The 23,264-nt window shown below is 63.1% G+C and carries 22 protein-coding genes; 17 read left to right on the top strand and 5 right to left on the bottom strand.

Features of this window, described 5'->3' with window-relative positions; all coding sequences use genetic code 11:
• Positions 1–25: 25 nt before the first annotated feature.
• Positions 26–1,264, top strand: a complete 1,239-nt coding sequence (locus ACQZ5H_RS14785; protein ID WP_449098152.1) for a flavin monoamine oxidase family protein — start codon at positions 26–28, stop codon at positions 1,262–1,264.
• A gap of 34 nt (positions 1,265–1,298) precedes the next feature.
• On the opposite strand, the gene ACQZ5H_RS14780 is transcribed toward ACQZ5H_RS14785, so the two are convergent.
• Entirely contained in the window at positions 1,299–2,057 is a 759-nt protein-coding gene (locus ACQZ5H_RS14780) for an alpha/beta hydrolase (protein ID WP_449098151.1), read from the bottom strand.
• Between the two features lie 42 nt (positions 2,058–2,099).
• Entirely contained in the window at positions 2,100–3,869 is a 1,770-nt protein-coding gene (locus ACQZ5H_RS14775; protein WP_449098150.1) for a cytochrome c biogenesis protein DipZ, read from the bottom strand.
• A 258-nt stretch (positions 3,870–4,127) separates the two neighbouring features.
• Here ACQZ5H_RS14775 and ACQZ5H_RS14770 point away from each other — a divergent pair, with 258 nt between their 5' ends.
• From ACQZ5H_RS14770 to ACQZ5H_RS14750, 5 genes are all read left to right on the top strand, one after another.
• Positions 4,128–5,171, top strand: a complete 1,044-nt coding sequence (locus ACQZ5H_RS14770) for an alpha/beta fold hydrolase (RefSeq protein WP_449098149.1) — start codon at positions 4,128–4,130, stop codon at positions 5,169–5,171.
• Between the two features lie 97 nt (positions 5,172–5,268).
• Positions 5,269–6,009: a response regulator gene (locus ACQZ5H_RS14765; RefSeq protein ID WP_112711060.1), complete on the top strand. Its 741-nt coding sequence runs from the start codon at positions 5,269–5,271 to the stop codon at positions 6,007–6,009.
• Entirely contained in the window at positions 6,006–7,328 is a 1,323-nt protein-coding gene (locus ACQZ5H_RS14760; protein WP_449098148.1) for a sensor histidine kinase, read from the top strand. The genes ACQZ5H_RS14765 and ACQZ5H_RS14760 overlap by 4 nt, the downstream gene beginning before the upstream one ends.
• Before the next feature lie 160 nt (positions 7,329–7,488).
• The gene (locus ACQZ5H_RS14755; RefSeq protein ID WP_449098147.1) at positions 7,489–7,905 is read left to right on the top strand and encodes an organic hydroperoxide resistance protein; all 417 of its coding nucleotides are present in this window, start codon (positions 7,489–7,491) and stop codon (positions 7,903–7,905) included.
• A gap of 53 nt (positions 7,906–7,958) precedes the next feature.
• Positions 7,959–8,114 (top strand): hypothetical protein, encoded by a 156-nt coding sequence (locus ACQZ5H_RS14750; protein ID WP_165402702.1) that lies wholly within the window; start codon positions 7,959–7,961, stop codon positions 8,112–8,114.
• On the opposite strand, the gene ACQZ5H_RS14745 is transcribed toward ACQZ5H_RS14750, so the two are convergent.
• Positions 8,084–8,905 carry a LuxR C-terminal-related transcriptional regulator gene (locus ACQZ5H_RS14745; RefSeq protein WP_449098146.1) on the bottom strand — a complete coding sequence of 274 codons (822 nt, stop codon included), beginning with the start codon at positions 8,903–8,905 and terminating at the stop codon, positions 8,084–8,086. The two genes, ACQZ5H_RS14750 and ACQZ5H_RS14745, sit on opposite strands and share 31 nt — an antisense overlap.
• A gap of 192 nt (positions 8,906–9,097) precedes the next feature.
• Here ACQZ5H_RS14745 and ACQZ5H_RS14740 point away from each other — a divergent pair, with 192 nt between their 5' ends.
• The 5 genes from ACQZ5H_RS14740 (at position 9,098) to ACQZ5H_RS14720 (ending at position 13,891) form a co-directional block, all read left to right on the top strand.
• Entirely contained in the window at positions 9,098–10,189 is a 1,092-nt protein-coding gene (locus tag ACQZ5H_RS14740; protein WP_449098145.1) for an ABC transporter ATP-binding protein, read from the top strand.
• Between the two features lie 22 nt (positions 10,190–10,211).
• Complete coding sequence (locus ACQZ5H_RS14735; protein WP_449098144.1) at positions 10,212–11,375, top strand: polyamine ABC transporter substrate-binding protein; 1,164 nt, start codon at positions 10,212–10,214, stop codon at positions 11,373–11,375.
• 62 nt (positions 11,376–11,437) lie between these two features.
• The gene (locus ACQZ5H_RS14730) at positions 11,438–12,304 is read left to right on the top strand and encodes an ABC transporter permease (RefSeq protein ID WP_112711054.1); all 867 of its coding nucleotides are present in this window, start codon (positions 11,438–11,440) and stop codon (positions 12,302–12,304) included.
• Complete coding sequence (locus ACQZ5H_RS14725) at positions 12,304–13,116, top strand: ABC transporter permease (RefSeq protein ID WP_449098143.1); 813 nt, start codon at positions 12,304–12,306, stop codon at positions 13,114–13,116. The genes ACQZ5H_RS14730 and ACQZ5H_RS14725 overlap by 1 nt, the downstream gene beginning before the upstream one ends.
• Before the next feature lie 13 nt (positions 13,117–13,129).
• A complete protein-coding gene (locus ACQZ5H_RS14720; protein ID WP_130281359.1) occupies positions 13,130–13,891 on the top strand; it encodes an SDR family NAD(P)-dependent oxidoreductase in 762 nt (253 codons plus the stop codon).
• Positions 13,892–13,898: 7 nt separating this feature from the next.
• On the opposite strand, the gene ACQZ5H_RS14715 is transcribed toward ACQZ5H_RS14720, so the two are convergent.
• Positions 13,899–14,918 (bottom strand): LacI family DNA-binding transcriptional regulator, encoded by a 1,020-nt coding sequence (locus ACQZ5H_RS14715; protein WP_203430776.1) that lies wholly within the window; start codon positions 14,916–14,918, stop codon positions 13,899–13,901.
• A gap of 276 nt (positions 14,919–15,194) precedes the next feature.
• On the opposite strand from ACQZ5H_RS14715, the gene ACQZ5H_RS14710 reads away from it, so the two are divergent.
• The 6 genes from ACQZ5H_RS14710 (at position 15,195) to ACQZ5H_RS14685 (ending at position 22,067) form a co-directional block, all read left to right on the top strand.
• Entirely contained in the window at positions 15,195–16,241 is a 1,047-nt protein-coding gene (locus ACQZ5H_RS14710; RefSeq protein ID WP_112711050.1) for an ABC transporter substrate-binding protein, read from the top strand.
• Positions 16,242–16,309: 68 nt separating this feature from the next.
• Positions 16,310–17,128 (top strand): ATP-binding cassette domain-containing protein, encoded by an 819-nt coding sequence (locus ACQZ5H_RS14705; RefSeq protein WP_449098142.1) that lies wholly within the window; start codon positions 16,310–16,312, stop codon positions 17,126–17,128.
• Entirely contained in the window at positions 17,125–18,381 is a 1,257-nt protein-coding gene (locus ACQZ5H_RS14700; RefSeq protein WP_130281355.1) for a sugar ABC transporter permease, read from the top strand. The genes ACQZ5H_RS14705 and ACQZ5H_RS14700 overlap by 4 nt, the downstream gene beginning before the upstream one ends.
• 27 nt (positions 18,382–18,408) lie before the next feature.
• Positions 18,409–19,137 (top strand): SDR family oxidoreductase, encoded by a 729-nt coding sequence (locus ACQZ5H_RS14695; RefSeq protein ID WP_199628156.1) that lies wholly within the window; start codon positions 18,409–18,411, stop codon positions 19,135–19,137.
• 63 nt (positions 19,138–19,200) lie between these two features.
• A complete protein-coding gene (locus tag ACQZ5H_RS14690; RefSeq protein WP_449098141.1) occupies positions 19,201–20,835 on the top strand; it encodes an FGGY-family carbohydrate kinase in 1,635 nt (544 codons plus the stop codon).
• Between the two features lie 104 nt (positions 20,836–20,939).
• Complete coding sequence (locus ACQZ5H_RS14685) at positions 20,940–22,067, top strand: endo-1,4-beta-xylanase (protein WP_449098140.1); 1,128 nt, start codon at positions 20,940–20,942, stop codon at positions 22,065–22,067.
• A 32-nt stretch (positions 22,068–22,099) separates the two neighbouring features.
• Here ACQZ5H_RS14685 and ACQZ5H_RS14680 read toward each other — a convergent pair whose 3' ends face one another.
• Positions 22,100–23,260 carry an NAD-dependent epimerase/dehydratase family protein gene (locus ACQZ5H_RS14680; RefSeq protein ID WP_449098139.1) on the bottom strand — a complete coding sequence of 387 codons (1,161 nt, stop codon included), beginning with the start codon at positions 23,258–23,260 and terminating at the stop codon, positions 22,100–22,102.
• Between the last annotated feature and the right edge of the window lie 4 nt (positions 23,261–23,264).

Raw genomic sequence — 23,264 nt, 5'->3', positions numbered from 1 at the left:
GGCATCTCGCAGAAGCGGAGCGGCGATGGATTACGATGTGGCGATTGTCGGTGCAGGGGCTGCAGGGATCGCTGCCGCGCGGACGCTCGTGGCCGCCGGCCGCTCCGTGGTGCTGCTGGAGGCGAGCGACCGCGCCGGGGGGCGTGCCTGGACGATCGAGCTTGCCGGCATGCCGCTCGACATGGGCTGTGGCTGGCTGCACTCCGCCGAGCGCAATCCGCTGGTGACGATCGGCAAGCAAGCCAATTTCACCATCGAGCAGGGGCCGACGGCCTGGAAGACGCAATGGCGCGATCTCGGTTTTCCGCCCGCCGATCAGGCGGCGGCGGACGCCGCCTGGAATGCGCTGGACGAGCGCTTGAAGTCGGATCCTCCGGCGAGTGACCGGGCCTCCGACGCTCTTGAGCCGGGCGGGCGATGGAATGCCTATTGCAATTCGCTCAGTGGCTATATGAACGGCGCGGCGCTCGACCGGCTGTCGATCACCGATTTCCTCGCCTATGACAATGCCGCCTCCAATGCGAACTGGCGGGTGCATGAAGGCTATGGAAGCCTGATTGCGGCGGCCATGCCGAAGGCCGAGCTTCGGCTCTCGACGCCGGTCCGGCGGATTCTCCTCGATGGACAGGGTGTCAGGCTGGAAACGGATCGAGGTGCGATCGCAGCCCGTGCGGCAATCGTCACGGTTTCGACCAATGTGCTGGCGGGCGGGGCGATCGGCTTTGACGCCGGAGCTGACGACCACCTCCATGCCGCAAGCCAGCTGCCGCTTGGTCTCGCCGACAAGCTGTTTTTCGAACTCAAGGGAAATCACGGTTTTGAGGCGGAAACGCATCTACTTGGTGATCCCCAGAACCCGGAGACCGGCAGCTACTATATCCGTCCGCTGGGGCGGCCGGTGCTCGAAGGCTTCTTCGGCGGAACGGGTGCGGTGGTTATCGAGCGCGCCGGTCTCCTCGATGCCTTCGCCTTCGCGCTGGAGCAGCTTTCTTCGCTGCTCGGAAGCGGCATCCGCAAACATCTGCTGCCGCTTGCGGCATCGTCCTGGTGCCGGACGGATTGGATCGGCGGCTCCTATAGCCACGCCCTGCCCGGGCAGGCGAGCCAAAGGCAGGTGCTGGCGCGGCCGGTCGGCGACCGGCTGTTTTTTGCCGGCGAGGCGACGCACCGCACGGATTTTTCGACGGCGCATGGCGCATGGGAAAGCGGCATGCGGTCCGCCGGCGAGGCCGTCGAAGTGCTCGGCAATCCTGCCCTGAAATGAGAAGCGGCGGGCTGTTCACCCGCCGCCCCACCATTTACTTACCTGCCTCTTTCGCAGCCTCTTCAATCACTTCCGCGACTTTCTGCGCTTGCGATGCGAAGACGGCGTGGCTCGCCTTGATCTCCGTCACCTTGCTCCCGGCGCGCTTCGCCATATCCCGCTCCAGGTCGGGATTGATGGAGCGATCTTCTGTCGCGACGACGGTCCAGCTCTTCTTCGCGCGCCAGGCGGGATCGGCGATCTTAGCGGCAAAGGCTTCCTTGGCGGCGAAGACCTGCGACTTTGCCATGAAGGCTGCCTCGTCCTTCGGCAGGTCGGCGGCAAAGTCGGCGGCGAAGGCCGCGGGATCGAGGTAGAGATACTTGCCGTCCTTGGTCTCCCTGATGTTCATGCCGCCCGCCGGTTTCGAGCTTGCGAGGCCGATCAGACTTTCGCCCTTGTCCGGCTGGAAAGCCGCGACATAGACGAGGGCCGCGACATCGGGCCGGTTTCCTGCTTCGGTGATGACCATGCCGCCATAGCTGTGGCCGACGAGGAGGGATGGACCGCTCTGCAGGTCGAGGACGCGGTTGGTGGCGGCGACGTCGTCGGCGAGCGAGGTGATCGGCTCCTGGACGATGGTGACGTTGAAGCCGCGCTTTTCGAGGATCTCGGTGGCCTTCTGCCAGCCCGATCCGTCAGCGAGAGCGCCGTGGACGATGACGATATTCTTGATCTCGGCCGCCTGGGCGGTGAAGGCGGCGGCGCTGATTGCGAAGGCGAGAGCGACGGTGGAAAGCGTGCGGTTGGTCATGGAAGAAACTCCTTTTTTGGGTTGGGAAATGCGGATTGATGGTCAGCCGAAGGTGAAGGCGTAGGCGGCGACGCCGGGATCGAGGAAGCGGATTTCGAAGTTGCGAGCCTCGACCTCGCCGCTCTGCCGGACCAGCTGGTAGAGCTTTGTCGACGTGACGATGCCGTTGCCGCTCTCGTCGATATCGGTGCCATGATTGGCGCCCGGCGCCTTGCCGTCGACCGTCACCTGGAAACGAACCGGCTTGCCGTTAGCTCCGGGTCCGAGAACGAGATGCAGGTCGCGGGCGCTGAAGTGGTAGCTGATGCCGCCATCGGCGGCATCGAGGCTGGCGGCTTCCGGACCCACGGTCCAGCGCCCTGAAAGACCCCATTGGTTCAGGCCGAGGGAGCCTGCGCTGTAGTCGCGCGGGGTGTCCGCTGCTAGACCGCCGGGGGAAGCGAAGTTCGAGGCCTGCTGGTAGCCGATATAGGTCTCGCCGGAGCGGACATGACGCAGGTCCGGGCTTGCCTCCGCGCCCTTGGCATCGGGTGTGACGGCGGCGCTCGAAGCCATCTGGCTTCCGGCCTCGTGCAGCAGGTCCTGGATTGCCTTTTCGGTCTGGCGGTAGTTGCCCTCGCCGAAATGGGTGTAGCGGATCTGCCCATTGGCATCGATCAGATAGTGAGCTGGCCAGTAGTTGTTCTGGAAGGCGCGCCAGATCTTGTAGTCGTTATCGATGGCAACGGGATACTTGATGCCGAAATCGCCAACCGCCTTGCGGACATTGTCGATGTTCTTCTCGAAGGCGAATTCCGGAGCGTGGACGCCGATGACGACGAGGCCCTTGTCTGCGTACTTCTCGGCCCAGGCGCGGACATAAGGCGTGGTGCGGATGCAGTTGATGCAGGAATAGGTCCAGAAATCGACGAGCACGACCTTGCCGCGAAGCGCCTCCTTGGTGAGCGGCCCGGAATTCAGCCACTGCACGGCGCCATCGAGCGACGGGGCAGGGCCTACGACCGGCAGATCGCTCTTGAACGGTTGCCCTGTGTCGGCGACGGTATCGATCATCGCGCCGTTGCTGGCAATTTCGGGACCGGCCTGCGGCTTGACGTGCAGACGGTCGAGGACGGCCTGTTCCAGAGTGGTGGTGCTGGCATAGGAGAAGCGCGACAGCAGGCTGGTATCGAGGCCGAGCGCAATGACGGTGACACCGGCGAGAACGGCAGCACCCAGCGCCTGGCGGATCCGTTCGCTGACGCCGAGCGACCGCTTCATGGCAGCAAAGACACGGCCACCGACGAGAAGCGCTGTCGCAAGCGAGCTGGCCGCACCGGCGGCATAGGCCAGCAACAGAAAGGTCGTCTGCAGATTGGCGCCCTGGAGGGCAGCACCCGTCAGTACCAGGCCGAGGATCGGCCCGGCGCAGGGCGCCCAGAGCAGGCCTGTCGCAACACCGAGAAGCAGTGAGCTTGCCGGAGAGGCGGTGGCGCCATTGCCCGAGGCATTGAGCAGCCTGTTGCCGAAATCGACGACGGGCTGGGTGATGCCGCCGGCAACGCGCGGCGAGAGCAGGCTGACGCCGAAGATGGCGAGCAGCAATAGAGCGGCAAGCCGTCCATATTCATTGGCGTTGATCGCCCAGCTGCCGCCGACGGCCGCCAGTGTGGCGACTAGCGCAAAAGTACTGGCCATGCCTGCCAGCATCGGCAGCGTGCTTCTGAAGAAGGGCTGGCCCGCGCGGGCGAAGACGAAGGGCAGGATGGGGAGGATGCAGGGGCTGAGGATCGTCAGCGCGCCTCCGAGATAGGCAATGATGAGAAGCGTCATGGTCGGTTCCTTCCGCTTGGTTGCTCGTGGCCTTTGCCAGCGATGCTGCGAAACTGAAGGGGCGACGTATCCCGGGTGTGTCTGATATCCGGCAGAAATGTACCGCAATGTAGCGGGCTGCAGCGAATTGTATCGGAATGTATCTGCAGGCCTCCAAGCTACAAAGGCATGCATAAAACCGTGGTCCGCGACACATCGGGGATACATCCGGACTATCTCTTGCTCATCATCAACAGTTCAGGAGATGGAGAGAAAACAATGTCCGAAGAAATCAACCACCAGCGCCGCCGCTTCTTTGGTGTAGCCGCCATGACCGTCGCAGCCGTCGAGTTCGGTATCGGCAGCGTCGCAAGTGCTGCGCAGGCCGCGGCGCCGGCTTCCGCCGCCGTGAAGGCAAGCGGCAACGGCTTTTCGGCCTTGAAGCAGATCCGCGCCGGCGTGCTTGATATCGGCTATGCCGAGGAAGGTCCCGCCGATGGTCCGGCCGTCCTCCTGCTGCATGGCTGGCCCTATGATATCTACAGTTTCGCCGATGTGGCGCCCCGCCTTGCTGCCCAGGGCTACCGGGTGATCATTCCCTATCTACGCGGCTACGGCACCACGCGCTTCGTCTCGGAAAAGACCAAGCGCAACGGCCAGCAGGCCGCACTCGCCGCCGACATGATCGCGCTGATGGATGCGCTTCATATCGAGAAGGCGATCGTCGGCGGCTATGATTGGGGCGGCCGCACCGTCAATATCATGGCGGCCCTCTGGCCGGAGCGCTGCAAGGCGATGGTCTCCGTCAGCGGCTATCTGATCGGCAGCCAGGAAGCCAACAAGAAGCCGCTTCCGCCGAAGGCCGAGCTTGCTTGGTGGTATCAGTTCTATTTCGCCACCGAGCGCGGCCGTCAGGGCTACGACGCCAACCGCCGCGAGTTCTCGAAGCTGATCTGGCATACCGCATCGCCGACCTGGAATTTCGACGACGAAACCTTCAACCGCTCGGCCGACGCTTTCGACAATCCCGATCATGTGGCGATCGTTATCCACAATTACCGCTGGCGCCTCGGACTGGTGAAGGGCGAGGCAAAGTACGATGCCTATGAAGCCGTGCTGGCCAAGGGTCCGGTCATCTCGATCCCGACCATCACCATGGAAGGCGACGCCAATGGTGCGCCGCATCCGGAACCCTCGGCCTATGCCGCGAAGTTCTCGGGACGCTACGAACACCGCACGATCTCGGGCGGTATCGGTCACAATCTGCCGCAGGAAGCGCCGGAAGCCTTCGCGCAGGCGATCCTGGATGTTGATCGTTTCTAGATCGAATATAGGTTGTCACGAATCCCGCACCATCCTGCTGCCTGAGATGTCAGCCGGACGGTGCGGACTGCCCGCATTGGAGGTTGCTGAAAGCACCATGGAGCATGTCGACCATATCCTGATCGTCGATGACGACAGGGAAATCCGCGAGCTCGTTTCGAGCTATCTGAAGAAGAACGGGCTGCGCGCCACCGCCGTTGCCGACGGGCGCCAGATGCGGAGCTTTCTCGAAGCCAATGCGGTCGACTTGATCATCCTCGACGTGATGATGCCGGGGGACGACGGCCTCGTGTTGTGCCGCGAACTGCGCGCCGGCAAACACAAGGCGACGCCGATCCTGATGCTGACGGCGCGCAGCGACGAGATGGACCGCATTCTCGGGCTCGAAATGGGCGCGGACGATTATCTGCCGAAGCCTTTCGCGGCGCGCGAACTGCTTGCGCGCATCAAGGCCGTTCTGCGCCGGACGCGGATGCTACCGCCGAATTTCCAGGTGAGCGAGGCCGGCCAGATGCTGAGCTTCGGCGACTGGCGTCTGGACACGGTCGCGCGCCACCTGCTGGACAAGGAGGGCACGACGATTGCGCTGAGCGGCGCCGAGTACCGGCTCCTGCGCGTTTTCATCGATCACCCGCAGCGGGTTCTCAACCGCGATCAGCTGCTGAACCTCACCCAGGGACGCGATGCCGAGCTCTTCGACCGGTCGATAGACCTGCTCGTCAGCCGCCTGCGGCAACGGCTGGGCGACGATGCACGCGAGCCGATCTATATCAAGACCGTCCGCAGCGAGGGCTACGTTTTCTCCGTGCCGATCGAGATTTCGGAGTTGCGGCAATGAGCGTGGCTACCCTTGCAACGTTCGGGCGCGTCTGGCCGAGTACGCTGCGCTCGCGCATTGCCATCATCCTGCTCCTCGGCCTCGCGATCGCCTATGGTCTGTCGTTCAGCGTGCTCTATGCCGAGCGCATGATGTCGGCAAAGGCCGTCATGCTCGGCACGCTGGAGAGCGACGTAGCGACCTCGATCGCCGTGCTCGACCGGTTGCCGGCGGATCAGCGGGCGGATCTGACCGATCCCCTGAGCCGCGGCAACTATCGTTTCGTGCTCGGCCCGGGCCTGCCGGGTGTTCCCGATCATTCAACACGCGGCGGCGAGATTGCGGCGACCATCAGCGATGCGATCGGCCATCGCTTTCCGATTCGCATGGAAGCGATCCCCGGCGACGTCACGCGCCTGCAGGCGCATCTGACGTTAACCGACGGCACGCCGCTGACGATCGACATCACGCCGAGGGGCATCATGCCGCTTGCCGGCTGGCTGCCTTATGTCTTCGTCGTGCAGATGCTGCTCATCGTTCTCCTGACCTGGCTTGCCGTTCGCCAGGCGACGCGTCCGCTCGCCGATCTGGCCGCCGCCGCCGATGCGCTCGATCCGAACAAGAAGGGCGAGGTGATGAGCGACAGCGGCCCGAGCGAGGTGGCGCATGCCGCGCGGGCCTTCAACGCGATGCGCGACCGTATCGCCCATTATCTCGAAGAGCGCGTGCAGATCCTCGCAGCGATTTCCCATGATCTGCAGACGCCGATCACCCGCATGCGGCTGCGCGCCGACATGGCGGACGAATCCCCTGAACGAACCAAGCTTCTGCACGATATCGGCGAGATCGAGCGGCTGGTTCAGGACGGGATCGCCTATGCCCGCAGCTCGCACGGAAATGGCGAGAAACTCTCGCGCATCGACCTCGCGTCCTTCATCGAGAGCCTTTGCTACGACTATCAGGATACCGGAAAGCCCGTGTCGATCCTTGGGCTTGTCAGCGGCACCGCTTCCACCAAGCCGCATGCGCTACGCCGCATCCTGTCGAACTTCATCGATAATGCCCTGAAATTCGGCGGCGCGGCCGAGGTGAGCGTCGAGCGCAGAGAAGAGGGGGCGATCGCCATCACCGTCATGGATCGCGGCCCGGGTATTCCCGGCGATCAGATCGAGGCGGCCATGCAGCCCTTCTTCCGTCTCGAGCAATCGCGAAACCGCGAGACCGGCGGTTCCGGTCTCGGGCTTGCGATCGCGCAGCAGCTGACGGCGGCAATCGGCGGGACGATGCGCCTCTATAACCGCGACGGCGGTGGCCTAGCGGCCGAGCTGGTGATCCACTGAAAAGCGAGCCGCTTGTTGTAGCGGCTCGTATCACTTCTGGCGCCTGCTAAGCTTCGTTACAAATCCCGTACATCCGGGAAACATGCCGGATACGTCGCCGGGTCAAAACACTCCCCGTCAACTGAAGCCGCGTCGCGCGGCAGAAACCAAGGAGTGTCACATGACCACGATCGAAAAGGTTCTCTATACCGGCAAGACCCACACCACCGGTGGCCGCGAGGGTGCTGCGCAGAGCAGCGACCGCGCACTGGATGTCAAGCTCTCGCCTCCCGGCAGCGGCCGTCCGGGCACCAATCCGGAGCAGCTCTTCGCTGCCGGCTGGTCGGCCTGCTTCATCGGCGCGATCGGCCTTGCCGCCGGAAAGCGTAAGATCCGTCTTCCGGCGGAAACTGCCGTCGACGCCGAAGTCGATCTCGGCCAGACCGACGGTGCCTATTTCCTCCAGGCTCGCCTGAATGTCAGTCTTCCCGGTATCGACGCCGAGCTGGCGCGCGAGCTTGTTCAGGAAGCGCACCAGACCTGCCCCTATTCGAAGGCGACGCGCGGCAACATCAATGTCGAACTGAATATCGTCTGATCGCCAGTACGAACAAACGGGACGAGGCCTTTGCCTCGTCCCTGGAGCATCCCATGAAATTCATCATCATCGGCATCCTGACAGCCAATGTTCTCGCCGCATCCTGCATCTACGACGCGGCCTCCGACGAGCCTTCGCCGGTTGCGGGACTTGTCGCCGTCGCACAGACGATTGCGGCTCAGCCGGAAGGCAGCAGGTTCTTGAAATAGATCGACAGAAGCTGCGTCTGCGAGGAAATCCCGAGCTTGCGGTAGACGTTGCGGCGGTGGACCTTCACCGTGCCTGTCGAGATATTGAGCTTCAACCCGATAGACTCGGATGAATGGCCCTGCAGCACAAGATCGACGATCGCGGTCTCGCGGCTCGTCAGATTGAGGTCCCGCCACACGGTATCGGCCGGGGCAAGGTTCGGGTTGCCGCCGGTCTTGCGGTGTTTCTTTCCGCCGGCTGCAAGTTGCGCGTCGAAGCGCGGGGCAAGGCCCGCCCAGTAGTGCCGCACCATATTGGCGATCAGCGGTTCTGCTTTCTTCAGCGTCGCGAAATCGGCCGGCGGAAAGGCGCCGGTCTTCTCGCGCCGCATCAGCGACAGGACGATGGTTATGTCCTTGTCGGCATTGATGAAAAAACCGATCTCTTCGGCGAGCCCCGTCTGAACGTAATAGGTGCGGTAATATTCACTGGAGAAGAAGCGGTCCGGCGCAAGTTCGCGCATCCTGAGCACGCCTTCGCGCCGCTCCCTGGCCGTATGGTAGAAGGGGTCGAGCAGGTAGGGACCGGCCTGGTAGAGCGTGACGAAGACCACATGCTCTTCGGCATCGAAGGTGGAGTAGAGGTCGATCGGCCGTTCCTTGCCGCGATAGGCGAAGACCACGACGTAATCGAAGCGCACCAGCGCCGCCATCATCTGCCGGAAGGTCTCGCCGAACTCGGCATCAGCCATGGCAGGCCTGCCGACCGTAGCGTTGAAGGCGCCGAACAAGGCTTCCAGATCGGTGCTCATGTGACGGTCTCCCTCTGCCGCCGGCGCGAAATTCTGCGCATCCCCATATACACCTTCCACGAAGCTTTATCCGCTTAAATACCTCTCTCGGGGTATATACCGCGCCGGAAGCTCAGGCTTACTCTTTCCTTAACGACGGTGGCAATAAGGCAGCAAAGACTGCCAATTCCAAACCAACCGCAGGGAACAGACGTGGCATCCGCTTCGACGAACGATATCGAATTCCGTTCGGTCACCAAGAACTATGGCGCCGTGACCGCCGTAACGGACATCAATTTTAATGTGCCCAAGGGTGCCTTCCTGGCTCTGCTTGGCCCTTCCGGCTGCGGCAAGACGACGTGCCTGCGCATGATCGGCGGCTTCGAGCAGCCGAGCGAGGGCACAGTGCTGATCGACGGGCGGGAGATGAACGGCGTCCCGGCCTACCGCCGCCCCGTGAATATGGTGTTCCAGCACTACGCGCTGTTTCCGCATTTCAATGTCGAGCAGAATGTCGCCTACGGGCTGAAGCAGATGCGCCCGAAGATCGAGGCGCGCGAGATCGACCGCCGGGTGGCGGAAGCGCTGGAAATGGTGCGCCTCGGCGGCTTTGCGAAGCGCCGCATCCATGAAATGTCCGGCGGCCAGCAGCAGCGCGTGGCGCTGGCGCGCGCCATCGTCAACCGCCCGTCCGTTCTGCTGCTCGACGAGCCGCTTGCGGCCCTCGACAAGAAGCTGCGCTCGGCGATGCAGATCGAACTGCAGACGCTGCAGCGCGAACTCGGCATCACCTTCGTGCTCGTCACCCACGATCAGGAAGAAGCGTTATCGATGGCCGATATCGTCTGCGTCATGAGCGCCGGGCAGATCCGCCAGCTCGGCTCGCCGCAGGAGGTCTACGACCGTCCGGCCGATCTCTTCGTCGCCGATTTCGTCGGCAAGACCAACCGGATCGCCGCGACGATGGAGGCCGATGGCACGACGCTGCGGCTCGCTGACGGCTCGGCGATCGCATCCGGCAAGCAGCTGGCGCCCGGCCAGGCGATTGCCGCCCTTCGTCCCGAGGCGATCCGCCTGACGCGCGGGCAGGCTATCGGCGGCGCCGCGTTCAAGGGCACGGTCACGCACCGGATCTTTCTGGGCTCGTCGGCGGAATATGCCGTCAGCGTTCCGGGCCTCGGCGATTTCCTGATCACCGCCGACCGCCGCAGCATGAACGAGAGCGATCTCGTGGAGCCGGGCGAGGAGGTATTCCTCGGCTTCGACCCATCCACCATCCATGTCTTTCCAGCATCGAATGCATAAACCAAAACAAGGGAACAGCATCATGAGCAAGGATTATAAGGACAATCTCCCGATCTCCGCCGAAGGCTTCATAGACGAATTCATGCGCCTGAAGCGTGGCTCCGTCAGCCGCCGCCACTTCCTCGGCGTCACCGGCCTCGGTCTCGCGACCGCCGTCATGTCGCGCTTCCCGGGCGCACTGTCGACGCCCGCTTATGCCGCCGGCGAGCTCGGCACGCAGATGTCGATCGCCACATGGCCGAACTACCACGACCCGGCAACCTTCGAGAATTTCAAGGCCGCAACCGGCGTTGCCGTCGAGGTCAACGTCTTCGGCTCGAACGAGGAAATGCTGGCGAAGCTGCAGGCGGGCGCCTCCGGCTGGTCGCTGTTTGTGCCGACCAACTACACGATCTCGACCCATCACAAGCTCGGCCTGATCGACGAGCTGGATCTCTCCAAGATCCCGAATTTCAGCCAGGCGACCGAAAGCCCGCGCTTCACCAAGGAAGGCCAGATCGACGGCAAGACCTATGCCGTGCCGAAGAACTGGGGCACGACTGGCTTCTCGGTCAATACCTCGAAGATCAAGACCAAGCTTTCGAGCTGGAAGGACTTCTTCGAGATCGCCCAGACCGAAGGCGACGGCCGCACGATGGTGCATGACTACCAGCTGACGACGATCGGCAGTGCGCTGGTTTCGCTTGGTTACGACTTCAATTCGATCAAGGCTGACGAGCTTGCCAAGGCCGAGGAGCTGCTGATCAAGGTCAAGCCGCATCTCTTCGCCATCAATTCCGACTACCAGCCGTCGATGCGCTCCACCGATGCGTGGCTGACCATGTGCTGGACCAATGACGGCGCGCAGCTGAACCGCGACATGCCGGAGCTCGCCTATGTGCTCGGCACCGACGGCGGCGAAATCTGGACTGACTATTACGCGATCCCCAAGGACGCGCCGAACAAGGCGGCCGGCTATGCGCTCCTCAACTATCTCATGGATCCTCAGAACGCGGTGAAGGAGCATATCGCCAACGGCGCGCCGACGACGGACAGCCGCGTCATCGCGCTGCTGCCGAAGGACATCACCTCGAACAAGATCGTCTATCCGGACGAGGCGGCCCTGACGCCGCTGGAATTCGGCGCCGCCGTAACGCTCACCGATCCGGGCCGCGCCGAGCTGATGGCGCGCTTCAAGTCGGCCTAATCTTCGTTGAGAGCTCCGGTCCCTTCGCGGGGACCGGAGCCCGACGCTGCGGAAACAGACGTATGCCCCTGACCCTTGCCACGAAACGGCGCCTTGTTACTGCTGCCCTTGTCGGACCGGCCAGCATCTGGCTGTTCGTCTTTCTCGTCCTGCCCTTCATCGCCATCATCGTCTTCGCTTTCGGCGAGCGGGCGCCGGAGGGCGGGTATCAGGCGGCGTTCACCTTCGCGCAGTTCGCCAATCTCGGCTCGCGCTCTGCGGCCTTCGTCAACACGCTGATCCTGGCGCCGATCGGGGCTGCTGCGTGCCTGCTCGTTGCCTATCCCGTCGCCTATTATCTTGCCGTCAAAGCAAGCCCGAAGCGGCGCCTGTTGCTGGTATCGCTGGTCGTCGTGCCGTTCTGGACCAGCCTTCTCGTCCGCACCTATGCGTGGATGTACCTGCTCGGCGCCCGCGGCATTCCGCACCTCCTTGAATTCGTCGGCATCGAGAACGTCCGGCTGATCAATACGCCGGGCGCCGTGCTGCTCGGCATTGTCTACGGCTACCTGCCGCTGATGATCATGCCGATCTATGTTTCGCTCGAAAAGCTCGACCGGCGCCTGCTGGAGGCTTCTGCCGACCTCGGCGCTAAGCCCGTCTCGACCTTCTTCGGGATAACCTTGCCCCTGTCGCTACCCGGCGTGATGACCGGCGTGGCGCTGGTGACCATCCTGCTGCTTGGCGAATATCTCATTCCGCAGCTTCTCGGCGGCGGCAAGGTGTTCTTCATCGGCAATGCGCTCGTCGATCTCTTCCTGCAGTCGCGCAACTGGCCGTTCGGTTCTGCGATTGCGGTGACACTGGTGGCCGTCGTCGTCGTCATTCTGCTGGTTGCGATGCGTATTGCCTGGCGTGTCGCCGGCACCCGTCAGGTGGATCTCGTCTGATGCGCGCGCTGGTCACCTTCGTCTATCTGTTCCTCTACACGCCGATCGCGCTGGTCGTGCTGTTCTCGTTCAACTCCGGGCGCAATGCCAGCGAGTTCGTCGGCTTCTCGACGGAGTGGTATGGGCGGGCGCTCTCGAACACCTTCCTGATGGAAGCGCTGCAGAACAGCCTGATCATCGCCTTCACCAGCGCCGGGCTTGCGGCAATCTTCGGAACCATGGCGGCGATCGGCATGGAGCGGCTGGGCACCCGGATGCGCGCGGTTTTCGACGGGCTGTTTGCCGCGGCGATCGTCGTGCCCGGCGTCGTCATCGGCATCGCGACGCTGGTGGCACTCGTCGAGGTCTTCGGTTTCGTCAATCCCGTCATCGCCGCCATCTGGCCGGGTGACCAGCCGCCGAAGCTGGCGCTCGGCTACGGCTCGATCATCGCCGCGCATGGCCTCTTCACGATGGCGCTGGTGACGATGATCGTCAAAGCCCGGATCGCCAGCCTTGGCCGGGATATCGTCGAGGCGTCGAGCGATCTTTATGCGACGCCGCTCACAACGTTCCGGCAAATCGTGCTGCCGCAGATCATGCCGTCGATCCTTGCCGGCTTCCTGCTCGCCTTCACCTTCTCCTTCGACGATTTCATCATCGCCTTCTTCGTCGCCGGGTCGAACACGACATTGCCGATCTATGTCTTCGCCTCGATCCGCCGCGGCGTCACGCCGGAGATCAATGCGATCGCGACGATGGTGCTGATCGCCTCGCTCGCCCTCATTCTCATCGCGCGCTTCCTGATGCGCGAAAAGACAACGACAAACTGACCGGGGAAATGCCATGATACTTAGGGATCGCGTTGCAATCGTCACCGGGGCGGGCTCCGGCATCGGCCGGGCAGGGGCGCTGATCATGGCCCGCGAGGGCGCCCATGTGATCGCCGCCGATATCGATTTCATGAATGCGGAGGAGACGGTCAGCCAGATCGCCGAGGCCGGCGGCAGCGCCGAAAGCCTGGTGGTCGACGTCACGGATGACAAGGCGCTGGAAAGCGGCATTGCCGCCGTCGTGCTGCGCCACGGCCGCATCGACATTCTCCACAATCATGCCGGCGCGCAGGTGGCAGGCGATCTGGAGCAGGTGACCATCGACGGGTTCGACCGGTCCTGGGGACTGAATGTGCGGGCGCATTTCATGGCTTCGCGGCTGGTGATGCCGATCATGAAGAAGGCCGGCAAGGGCGTCATCCTCAACACCTCATCCTCCTCGGGCGTGCTCTACGACCGCGAGATGATCGCCTATACGACGACGAAACACGCGGTCATCGCCATGACCCGGCAGATGGCCGGCGACTACGCCAAATTCGGCATCCGCGTGAATGCGCTCTGCCCGGGTTGGGTCGATACGCCGTTCAACGAGCCCTTCATCGCGCAGATGGGTGGACGCGGCGCCATCGAGAGCTACATTGCCGACAAGGTGCCGCTCGGCCGCTGGGCCGATGTCTCGGAGATCGCCGAGCCGATCCTCTTCCTCGTCTCCGACCGGTCATCCTACATGACCGGCCAGATCCTCGTCGTCGATGGCGGCGAGACGGTGGTGTAGCGGGACGCTAGGCCCGCTCGGGGATCAGCGGCGGAACCTGGATGATTCCCGGCTTGTTCGAGCCTGATTCGATGAGCTCGAAGACCTTGGTCAGCATACCCGGCACATCCTGGCGTACCATCTCGATGCCGTTGCCGAGCAGGGTGACGAAGGGATCCCAGTCGAAGCAGCCGAGCACGAGATTGCGGTCGTCGAGATGGCCGGAGCGGCGGATCCAGCGGATGACGCCTTCAAGCGAGATGGTCGAATTGACGAACATGCCGCGGGCCAGCGCATTGCCCTTCATGGCGAGATCATCCAACGCTTTCTCAGCTTTCTCAGGGGCATAGCCGCAGGCGAGGATGTGATCCTCCTCGACCGCGACGCCAAGATCGGCATGCGCCTGGCGGAAGCCGCGGATACGCTCAGCGGTATTGTGATCGCTGCCGCGGCCGCCGATGAAGAGCAGCGGCTCCTTCTTGCCGAGCCGTTCCTCGCAATTCATCAGGATGCGGCGCGTCAGTTCGCGCGCGCCGGCGAAATTGTCGGAGATGACAGATGGAGCAAGGGCGCCGGGAAGGTCGAGATTGAGGCTGCGAACGCCGGCAGCCGCGCACATCTCCGTGATTTTATCGGGGTCGGTTGCGCCCGTCGCGATCAGGCATTCGACCTGGTAGGACAGCATCGTACGCGCTGCTTCGATCTCCAGTTCGGGATCGCGGCGGGTGCAGGTGATGATCGGAAAAAGGCCGCGGGCGCGCGCCATGTCTTCGAACAGTTCGACGATCGAGCCGAAGTAGCGGTTATCGTATTTCGGCACGAGCATGCCGATGATGTGGGACTTTTCGCGCCTTAGAAGGCTTGCCTGCATGTTCAGCGCATAGCCCTGTTCCTCGGCGATTTTCATGATCTTTTCGGCAAGCTGAGTGCTGATCCGGCGCTTCTTCCAATTGCCATTGAGAACGGCGCTGACGGCGCTGGCGGAGGTCCCTGCGAGCTCCGCCAGATCGTAGATCGTCGTCCTCTTGGCCTGCTTTACGTGATTCAAAATTTGCTTCTCCATTTCGACGTAACTTGACACCAATCGAGAGAAGTGGCAATTCTTGCTTCATCGATTGAGCAAGCTTGCGCAATCGATGTTACAAGCTGGCCTCGTTGCCGGCGCAGGGAGGTATTTCTAAGAAGCTGCGGACTCCGGGTCCTTTCGCAGGGGTGTTTCGCTTTGCCTTTTCACGGGGCGGCGGGGACGGTGGCGAATGCGCGGTAACCGTGGCGACTGGCAGCAATGCCTGGGCCTGTTTTCGAACACACCAAGGAGGAGAAAATGAACTATCGCAATTTGCTTTTGGCCTCGGCGACCGTCGTCATGGGCTTTGCCGGTGCGGCTTCCGCACAGGAGGCGTCCACCGTTGCCTTCCTGATGCCCGACCAGGCATCGACGCGCTACGAGCAGCATGACTTCCCGGGCTTCAAGGCCGAAATGGAAAAGCTCTGCGCCAAGTGCACCGTCGTCTATCAGAACGCCAATGCCGATGCCTCGCTTCAGCAGCAGCAGTTCAATTCCGTGATCGCCCAGGGCGCCAAGGTGATCGTGCTTGACCCGGTCGATTCCGCCGCAGCTGCCGGTCTCGTCGAGATCGCCCAGTCGCAGGGCGTCAAGGTCATCGCCTACGACCGCCCGATCCCCGACAAGCCGGCCGACTTCTACGTTTCCTTCGATAACGAAGGTATCGGCTACGCGATCGCCAAGTCGCTCGTCGAGCACCTGAAGAAGGAAGGCGTTGCCGATGGCGCAGGCGTTCTGCAGATCAACGGCTCGCCGACCGATGCGGCTGCCGGCCTCATCCGCGACGGCATTCATCGCGGCCTGAAGGAATCCGCCTACAAGACGCTCGCCGAATATGACACGCCGGAATGGGCGCCGCCGAAGGCTCAGGAATGGGCTGCCGGCCAGATCACCCGCTTCGGCGCCGACATCAAGGGCGTCGTGGCCGCCAATGACGGCACCGGCGGTGGCGCAATTGCCGCATTCAAGGCTGCTGGCGTCAAGCCGGTTCCGCCGATCACCGGCAATGACGCAACGATCGCTGCGCTGCAGCTGATCATTTCAGGCGATCAGTACAACACGATCTCGAAGCCTTCCGAAATCGTTGCGGCAGCGGCTGCCAAGGTGGCCGTGCAGATGCTGAAGGGTGAGACGCCGGAAGCGAAGACGACGCTCTACAAGACGCCGTCCGAACTGTTCATTCCTGCCGTCGTGACGCAGGAAAACATCAAGGCTGAAATCTTCGACAAGAAGATCCAGACAGCTGATCAGATCTGCACCGGCGAATATGCCGACGGCTGCAAGAAGCTCGGCATCACCAACTAAATCTGCCTATAGTGTCCGGCCGCGATCGCCGCGGCCGGACGTTTCCCGGGCAAGAAGGGCTTCAGCCAATGGTTACCGTTAAGGGTATGCCGGAGAAGGGACAGACGATCCTCCGGCTCAGCAATGTTTCCAAGAATTTCGGCGCGGTTTCGGCGCTGACCGATATCGACCTTGAGGTCAAGGCAGGCGAGGTCGTGGCGCTGGTCGGCGACAACGGCGCCGGCAAATCGACGCTCGTCAAGGTTCTCGCCGGCGTGCATCAGCCGTCGTCGGGCAGTATCGAATTCTGCGGCCAGAACGTCACGCTCGACAGTCCCGGCAAAGCGCTCGAGCTCGGTATCGCCACGGTTTTCCAGGATCTGGCGCTCTGCGAAAATCTCGATGTCGTCGCCAATCTGTTCCTCGGCCACGAACTGTCGCCGTGGAGCCTCGACGAGGTGGCGATGGAAGTGCGCGCCTGGACGCTGCTCCGCGAACTCGCCGCCCGCATCCCCTCGGTACGTGAGCCGATCGCCTCGCTCTCCGGCGGTCAGCGCCAGACGGTCGCGATCGCCCGCTCGCTGCTGCTCGACCCGAAGATCATCATGCTCGACGAGCCGACTGCCGCACTCGGCGTGGCGCAGACGGCCGAAGTGCTGAACCTGATCGAGCGGGTGCGCGAACGCGGTCTCGGCGTCATCATCATCAGCCACAACATGGAAGACGTGCGCGCGGTCGCGGACCGCATCGTCGTTCTCCGTCTCGGCCGCAACAACGGCGTCTTCACGCCCGATGCATCCAACCAGGAACTCGTCGCCTCCATCACCGGCGCGACGGAAAACTCCGTATCCCGGCGCCTCGAGCGCAAGAGCAGCACGGCCCAGGAAAACAGCGGGAGCCCGGCATGAGCCAGAAACCATCCACGGCAGCACCGGCTGCCGCACTCGACCGCAGCGACGAGCGCGTCCGTCACGACGACAGCATCGGCGCCATGATCAAGGCCTTTTTCGATCGTGTCCGTTCGGGCGATCTCGGCATGCTGCCGGTTGTCGTCGGCCTGATCGTCATCTCGACGGTATTCTCGATCCTCAATCCCGTCTTCCTCGCCCCGAACAACCTCGTCAACCTGCTGTTCGACTGTGCAACGGTCGGCGTCATCTCGCTTGGCATCGTCTGCGTGCTGATGCTCGGCGAAATCGACCTCTCGGTCGGGTCGATGAGCGGTCTTTCCTCGGCAATTCTCGGCGTCCTCTGGGTCAATACCGGCTGGCCGCTGCCGCTGGCGATCGCCGTCGCCATCGTCGCCGGCATCGTCGTCGGCTCGCTCTACGCCGTGCTTTATAACAGGCTGGGAATGCCGAGCTTCGTCGCGACGCTGGCCGGTCTGCTGGCACTGCTCGGCATGCAGCTCTATATCCTCGGCCCGACAGGCAGCATCAATCTGCCCTTCGCCTCGTCGCTCGTCCGCTTCGGCCAGATCCTCGTCATGCCGGCATGGCTTTCGCATCTGCTCGCGCTGCTGCCCGGTCTGATCTTGATCGTCAACGGCTTGCGCAAGCGCCAGCAGCGCCAGTCCGTCAACCTTTCGCAGGCGCCGCTCGGCGCGCTGGTCGTCAAGGCTGTGGTCCTGACCGCAGCGCTGGAATTCGCCGCCTATTATCTCAATCTCGGCCGCGGCGTGCCGTGGATGTTCGGCCTGTTCGTCGCGATCGCCGTCATCCTCAACTACGCGCTGACGCGCACGCAATGGGGCCGCTCGATGTTTGCCGTCGGCGGCAATCGTGAGGCGGCGCGCCGTGCCGGCATCAACGTCCGCCGGATCTATCTAAGCGCCTTCGTGCTCTGCTCGACGCTGGCAACGATCGGCGGCATCCTGTCCGCCTCGCGTCTTGCCTCGTCCAGCCAGCAGGCGGGCACCGGCGACGTCAACCTGAACGCCATCGCGGCTGCCGTCATCGGCGGTACCAGCCTCTTCGGCGGACGCGGCAGCGCCTATTCCGCACTGCTCGGCATCATCGTCATCCAGGCCATTTCCAACGGCCTGACGCTTCTCAATCTCAGCTCGTCGCTGCGCTACATGATCACCGGCGCCGTTCTTGCAATCGCCGTCATCGTCGACTCGCTTGCCCGCCGCTCACGTGTGAGCCACGGCCGCGCCTGATCCGCATTTTATGAAGGAGTATTTGCCATGACTGGATTGATGAAGGGCAAGGTTGCCGCCATCACGGGTGCCGCATCGGGTATCGGGCTGGAATGCGCCCGCACCCTGCATGCGGAAGGCGCAACCGTTGTGCTCGTCGACCGCGCCAAGGACAAGCTCGAGGCGCTCTGCAAGGAGATCGGCGAGGGCGCTTTGCCGCTGGTCGTCGATCTGCTCGACGGCAAGCAAGTTTCCGGCATGCTGCCGCGCATCCTGGAGATTGCCGGGCGGCTCGACATCTTCCATGCTAACGCCGGCGCCTATATCGGCGGACAGGTGGCCGAGGGTGATCCCGATGCCTGGGACCGGATGCTGAACCTCAACATCAACGCCGCCTTCCGTTCGGTTCATGCGGTCCTGCCGCACATGATCGAGCAGAAGTCGGGCGACATCCTGTTTACGAGCTCGATCGCCGGCATGGTGCCCGTCGTATGGGAGCCGATCTACACGGCCTCGAAATTCGCGGTACAGGCCTTCGTCCACTCCACCCGCCGCCAGGTGGCGCCGCATGGCGTGCGCGTCGGCGCGGTTCTGCCGGGTCCGGTGGTGACGGCTCTGCTCGACGACTGGCCGAAGGCCAAGCTCGACGAGGCGCTTGCCAATGGCAGCCTGATGCAGCCGAAGGAAGTGGCCGACGCCGTGCTCTTCATGCTGTCGCGTCCGCGCAACGTGACGATCCGCGATCTGGTGATTTTGCCGAACAGCGTCGATCTCTGAACATCGCAAGGCCCGCTCAAGGGCCGCGATCGACCCTGTTCCGCCTGACCGAAACGAGAGACCATGAGCGAAACATCTCACACGCCGCAAGCGGGTGCCAAACACGTCATCGGCGTCGATGTCGGCACCGGCAGTGCCCGCGCCGGACTGTTCGACCTCACCGGCCGGATGCTGGCTTCCGCCAAGCGGGATATCACGCTGTTCCATGAGCCGGGCTCGATGGTCGAGCAGTCGAGCACGGAGATCTGGACGGCGGTCTGTGCCTCCGTGCGCGAAGCGGTGTCGCTGGCCGGTGTCGATCCGGCCTCGGTCGTCGGCCTCGGCTTCGATGCCACTTGTTCGCTCGTCGTGCTCGGCGAGGGCGGCAAGCCGCTTCCCGTCGGCCCCTCGGAAAACCCCGAGCGGGACATCATCGTCTGGATGGACCACCGCGCCGTTCCGCAGGCGGAGCGCATCAATGCGCTTGGTCATGATGTGCTGCGCTATGTCGGCGGCAAGATTTCGCCTGAGATGGAAACGCCGAAGCTGCTCTGGCTGAAGGAAAACCGTCCCGAGATTTTTGACAAAGCCTGGCAGTTCTTCGATCTCGCCGATTTCCTGACGTGGCGAGCGACCGGCGACCTGTCGCGCTCGACCTGCACCGTCACCTGCAAATGGACCTATCTGGCCCATGAGAAGCGCTGGGATGCTGGCTATTTCGAAGAGATCGGCCTCGGCGCTCTGGCGGACGAGAACTTCCTCCGCATCGGCCAGACGATCGTCGAGCCCGGTTCGCCGCTTGGCGATGGACTAACGGCCGCAGCGGCGGAAGAGCTTGGATTGCCTGTCGGTACGGCGGTCGCCGCCGGCCTGATCGACGCTCACGCAGGCGGCATCGGCACGGTCGGGATCGGCAGCGGCCCGCAGGCCAATCTCGCCTATGTCTTCGGCACCTCCTCCTGTACCATGACATCGACCTCGGAGCCGGCTTTCGTGCCAGGCGTTTGGGGACCGTATTATTCCGCCATGGTCCCGGGGCTCTGGCTCAACGAAGGCGGCCAGAGTGCTGCCGGTGCTGCGATCGACCAGCTTCTCTCCTTCCACCCGGCTGCAGGCGAAGCGAAGGAGCGGGCCAAGAGCGCCGGTGTGCCGCTCCCCGTCTTCCTGGCGGATCAGGCGGCGAGGAAGGTTTCTTCCGCATCGGACGCCGTAGCGCTCGCCAAGGGGCTGCACGTCGTGCCGGAATTCCTCGGCAACCGCGCGCCCTTCGCCGATCCGCATGCGCGGGCCGTCATCACCGGTCTCGGCATGGAACGGGATCTCGACAATCTCGTCTCGCTCTACATCGCCGGCCTCTGCGGCATCGGCTATGGCCTCAGGCAGATTGTCGATACGCAGGCCGCCGCAGGCGTCAGCGTCGAAAACATCGTCATCAGCGGCGGAGCGGGCCAACATGACTTCGTGCGCCAGCTGCTCGCCGATGCCAGCGGTAAGCCCGTCATCGCCACCAAGGCGGACGAGCCGGTGCTGCTGGGGGCGGCGATCCTGGGTTCGGTCGCGGCAGGGCTGTTTAGCGATGTCCGCGAGGCAATGACCGGACTGACGGCCGTCGATACGACTTTTGCTCCCGCCGGTGGCGCCCATGCAGCCACGCATACGGCTCGCTATGAAGGGTTCAAGACACTGCAGAGCGTCGCCAGCAAGATTCGGCAGTATTGATAGCAAGTATTTCGCCGAATACCGCGAATAAAGGCATGCCTAAATTAGCGAATAAATAACGGAAGAAACCGAAGATGCTCCGCGATCAGGTGGAGCATCTTGCGATGACACGGCAGTTTGGCAGGCGATCGATGCTGACGGGGCTGGCGGCGGTAGCCGCAGCCGCTGCCTTTCCGCGTGCGGCAGCCACGGCATGGAGCCCTGCTATGTCCGGTTTGAACGCCCATCTCGCGCCGCAGGGCAGGTATTTCGGCACGGCCGTCAGGATCGACCAGCTGCGCGAGCGTTCGGCTTTGCGCAACGCGGTGCTGCAGAATTGCGGCGCCGTGACGCCGGAGATCGATCTGAAATGGGCAGCGCTAGAATGGAACCGCGGCGCCTATAATTTCCAGCCGGTCGACGAGCTGATCGGCATGGCAAGCGAAAGCGGCATCGCGGTGCATGGCCACACGCTGCTCTGGGGCCAAAGCGTACCGCCCTGGGCGATGGAACATATGGCCGCCAACCCGGGCGACTGGTCCGTCATCTCGACTTACATGCAGGCAGTGCTCTCGCATTTCGGCGGCAGGATCGGCCGTTGGGATCTGCTGAACGAGGTCGTCGACACTGCCGAAAGCGACAGTCTTCGCCGCAACATCTTCTACAAGACTTTCGGCCCCGACTATGTCGAGCGAGTGCTGGCCGAGGCCCGGCAACATGCGCCGCAGGCCAAATTCCTGATCAATGAATACAGCCTCGAATACGACAACCCCGTCGATGCCGCGCGCCGCGTCGCGGTGCTGCGGCTTCTCGAGCGGCTGAAGCGGGCAGGGTTGCCTTTCGATGGCCTCGGCGTTCAGGCGCATCTCGATCTCACCAAGGGCAGGGTGAAGCGCAGCACGATCAAGCCGTTCCTGGAGGCGGCGGCCGATCTGGGGCTGGAGATCTTCGTGTCGGAGCTGGATGTTCAGGAAGCTGATCTCAGCGTGCCCAAGGCGGTGCGTGACCGGAAGGTGTCGGACGAGGTTCGCCGCTATCTGGACATCGTGCTCGAAGTCCCCGCGGTCAAAGGCATTACCTCCTGGGGGCTGTCGGACGGTCTCTCCTGGCTCAACTCGGACGAATACAAGCGCCGTGACGTCAAGGGTGCCGCGACGTCGAGCAATCGCGGTCTGCCCTTCGACAACGACATGCGGCCAAAGGAGCTCTATTACGCGATGAACACCGCGTTTTCCGCGGCGCGCATCGGCTGAAAGGGGAGCCGGCGGACCGGCTCCCGCAGGCGTCAGACCATCAGCTTGCTGCTGCTGAGTTCGGCCATGCTGACCGCCGTCTTGTCTACCGGCTTCTTGGCTGTCTTGACCCATTCGATCAATTCGGCCATCCCTTCCTCGAAGTCGCGCTGCGGCGTTACACCGAAGACATCGCGGATTTTGCTGATGTCTGCGAAGCAGTGGCGGATGTCGCCGACGCGGTACTTCTGGAGGATATCGGGAGCGATATTCTTCTGCAGCAGGCGGGCGAGCGTCCGGGCAATGTCATTGACGGTGATCGACTTGCCGCTGCCGACGTTGAACACGTCCCAGACGCGCTTGTCGCTCTCGAGGATCGTCGCGAATGCATTTGCAACATCCATGACATGGACGAAGTCGCGCTTCTGCTCGCCGTCTTCGAAAACCAGCGGAGGCTGGTCGTTGAGAAGGCGGGAGATGAAGATGGCGGCGACGCCGGTATAGGGGTTGCTCAGCGCCTGGCGCGAGCCATAGGCGTTGAACAGACGCAGCGCCGAGGTAGGGATGTTCAGCGCGCGACCGACGGAGAGGAACATCTCCTCGTGGTCGCGCTTGTTGACGGCATAGATGGAGGCCGGCTGAAGCAGCTTCTTCTCAGTCGTGGGGATCGGGATGAGCTTGGCGCCATCGCCGGTAAAGAGCTCCCAGCTGCGTTCGGCCAGCTGCTCATGGCTGCGCAGCTCGGGCGCTGTGCTGTCACCGGTGCCTTCGATCTCGTATTCGCCTTCGCCATAGATCGACATCGAGGAGGCGACGACCATGCGCTTGATCGGATGGTTGCCGGAGGCATCAAGCGGCATTCTCGAGAGAACTTCGAGGATGACGGCTGCTGCCATCGTGTTGTTGCGGGTATATTCGACGATGTTGGTCATGCTCTGACCGACGCCGACCGAGGCCGCAAGGTGGGCGAGGTGGGTGATGCCCGTCAGGCTCGCCTCGAAGACGCCGTCATCGAGGATGTTGCCCTTGATGCGCTTGGCCTTCTTGTTGAGGTAAACCGGCCAGCCCTGTGCGTCCTTTTCGGCATCGCCGTGGACCTGATCCAGCAGGCAATCGAGAACGGTGACTTCGAAGCCGCGCCCGAGGAGATAATCGACAAGGTGCGATCCGATGAAGCCGGCGCCACCTGTTACCAGTACATGCCCTTTCGTCATTTTC

This window comes from Rhizobium sp. 21-4511-3d (assembly GCF_053522545.1).
Note: the sequence above shows the minus strand (reverse complement) of the source record. Positions and strands in the feature narration are given on the sequence as shown.